Raw genomic sequence first — 3225 nt, 5'->3', positions numbered from 1 at the left:
CGGCGGTTGGAGGCGTCGGGCTGTCGGACGAGGTCGTTGCGGGTGTCGCATGCGTTCCATTCGCGGTTGATGGATCCGATGCTGGCCGCGTTCGAACAAGTCGCTGCCTCGGTCACGTATGCCGAGCCCAGGATTGCGATGCCGCCGGTCCAGGGTGGGCGGGATGCGGGCTACTGGGTGCGGCATGTGCGCGACGCGGTCCGCTTCGCCGACGACATGCGATGGGTCGAGGAGCAGAATGTTGGTGCCTGTGTGGAGATCGGGCCGGGCACGGTTTTGAGCGCGATGGCGCAGGACTGCCTGACCGATTCGGGCGCGCCGGTCGTTCCGGCCCTGCGCAAGGGACTGGACGAACCGCGTGCCGTGCTGACCGCACTCACCGAACTGCACGTCCTCGGCCAGGACATCGACTGGAGCTCCCTCCTCCCCGGCGCCACCCGCATCGACCTGCCCACCTACGCCTTCCAACGCGAACGCTTCTGGCTCGACGCACCCACCGACACCGCCCCCACCCGCACCCGCACCCGGACCCACGCCGAGGACGCCCTGTGGGACGCCGTCCAACGCGGCGAGACCGAGGAACTCGCCCGCCTCCTCGGAGCCGACGACAGCACGACCGTGGCCGCGATGCTGCCCCACCTCGCCGCCTGGCACAGCCGCCACACCCACACCGGCGAAGTGGCGGACTGGCTCTACGAGGAGACCTGGCACAACGCCCCCGCCCCCGACCCCGCACCCGCCGCCGTCCGCGGCCCCTGGCTGCTGGTCGCCCCGCCGCCCGGACTGGCCCGGACACTCGAAGCGGCCGGCGCGAAAGTGCACGTCCTCCCCGCAGCCGGCGAACGCGAACACTTCAGCGCCCACCTGGCCCGCATCCCCGCCCCGACAGCCACCCACCTGCGCGGCGTGCTCGCCTTCACCCCCCTCGACGAAGCCGTCGACCCCGACCACGACCCCGAGGCCGACGCCGCACCGCCCTGCGGCACCTCCCAGACCCTCGCCCTCACCCAGGCCCTCGGCGACCACGGGATACAGGCACCGCTGTGGATCCTCACCCGCGGCGCGATACAGGCCCACCCCGACGACACCGTCCCCCGCCCGTGGCAGGCACAGACCTGGGGCCTGGGACACGTGATCGCCCTCGAACACCCCAACCGCTGGGGCGGACTGATCGACCTCCCCGAAGAGATCGACACACAGGCCACCCTGCAACTCCTGGCCACAGTCACCGGCACCGACGCAGAAGAACACGTCGCACTGCGCCCCGCGGGCCGCCTCGTACGACGGCTCCGCCGCGCCGCCGCCCCCGACACCGCCGCCCCCGCACCGACAGGCCGCGGCACCGCCCTCATCACCGGAGGCAGCGGCGCCCTCGCCGCCCACCTCGCACGCCACCTGGCCGCACACGGCACCGAACACCTCGTGCTGGCATCCCGGCGCGGCCCCGACGCCCCCGGCGCCGCCGAACTGAAGGCGGAACTCGAGACCACAGGCATCCGCGTCACCCTCGCCGCCTGCGACATCAGCGACCCCGCCCGCACAGCCGAACTCCTCGCCACCCTCGACGGCGACGAACAGGCCCCCCTGCGCGCCGTGTTCCACACCGCCGGCGTCCTCGACGACAAACTGCTGGCCACGCTCACCACGGCCGAGGTCGAAACGATCGCGGCACCCAAACTCGGCGGAGCCTGGAACCTCCACGCCCTCACCCAGGACCGCGAGCTGGACGCGTTCGTCCTGTTCTCGTCCGTCATCGGAACCCTCGGCAACACCGGACAGGCCGGCTACGCCATGGCCAACGCCGGCCTCGACGCCCTGGCCGCACACCGCAGGGCAGCCGGACTCCCCGCTGTCTGCGTCGCCTGGGGACCGTGGTCCGACGGCGGCATGGCCGACGGCGCCACCGGCACCCTGCTGCGCCGCAACGGACTCGTCCCCATGCCGGCCGCCAAAGCCCTCACCGGCCTGGACCTGGCCCTGGCCGCCGGGCGCACCACCGTCGTCGCGCACATGGACTGGACCCACGCCGTCCCCGCCTTCTGCCCACGCGGCCCCCTGCGCCCCGTGCTGAGCGAGATCACCGAAGCCCGCACCGCGAGCGAGCCGCACACCGGCACCGGCCACACCGCGACACTGCGCGACACACTCCTCGGCCTGACCGACGAAGCCCGGCTCCTCCACGTCCAGGACCTCCTGGCAGCAGAGGCAGCAGCCGTGCTCGGCATGCAGAACCCGGCAGCCCTCGACCCCGAGCGGGGCTTCAAGGACCTCGGCTTCGACTCGATGATGGCCATCGCCTTCAGCCACCGGATCCAGGACCGCGTCGGCATCACCACCCCCAGGACACTGATCTACGACTGCCCGAACCTCCTGGCCGTCACCCGGTGGCTGCTCGACCGGCTCACCCCGGCCACCGACACCGACGCCGACACACCCGCCCCCGCCGGGGGCCGCACCGACGAACCACTGGCCGTCGTCGGCGTGGGCCTGCGCATGCCGGGCGACGCGAACGACCTGACAAGCTTCTGGAACGTACTGGCCGAAGGCCGCGACACCCTCTCACCCATCCCCACCGACCGCTTCGACGTGGACCGGTTCTACGACCCCGACCCCGACGCCGAAGGAAAGACCTACGTCCGCCACGCCTCCCTCCTCGACGACGTGGCCTCGTTCGACGCGGCGTTCTTCGGCATCAGCCCGCGCGAAGCCGAACCGATGGACCCCCAGCACCGACTGCTGCTGGAAGCCGCTTGGACCTCACTGGAGAACGCCGGCCTGCGCCCCCGCGACCTGCGCGACAGCCGGACCGGCGTCTTCATCGGCGCAGGGCCCGGCGAATACGGCAAGTACCGCCAGGGCTCCGGCCCCGACACCTACACCCTGACCGGCAGCCTCCCGAGCTTCAACGCCGGACGGCTCTCCTACCACCTCGGACTGCAGGGCCCCGCCCTGTCCGTCGACACCGCCTGCTCGTCCTCGCTGGTCGCCCTGCACCTCGCCTGCGAGGCGCTGCGCAACGACGAGTGCGAACTCGCCCTCGCCGGCGGCGTCCAGGTCCTCGCCGACCCCGGCGCCTTCGTCGCCCTCAGCCGCTCGCACGCACTGGCCGCCGACGGCCGCAGCAAGACCTTCTCCGCGGCGGCCGACGGATACGGCCGCGGCGAAGGCGTCGGCGTCGTCGCCGTCATGCGCCTCACCGACGCCCTCGAGCAGGGCCGCGACGTA

1 protein-coding gene is annotated in these 3225 nt (G+C 72.5%); it reads left to right on the top strand.

Features of this window, described 5'->3' with window-relative positions; translation table 11 throughout:
• Nucleotides 1–6 precede the first annotated feature (6 nt).
• Nucleotides 7–3225, top strand: a 3219-nt coding sequence (locus ACWGH4_RS33335) for an SDR family NAD(P)-dependent oxidoreductase (protein WP_453467436.1), incomplete at its 3' end; no start/stop codon positions are given.

Source organism: Streptomyces sp. NPDC054847 (genome assembly GCF_053610925.1).
Note: the sequence above shows the minus strand (reverse complement) of the source record. Positions and strands in the feature narration are given on the sequence as shown.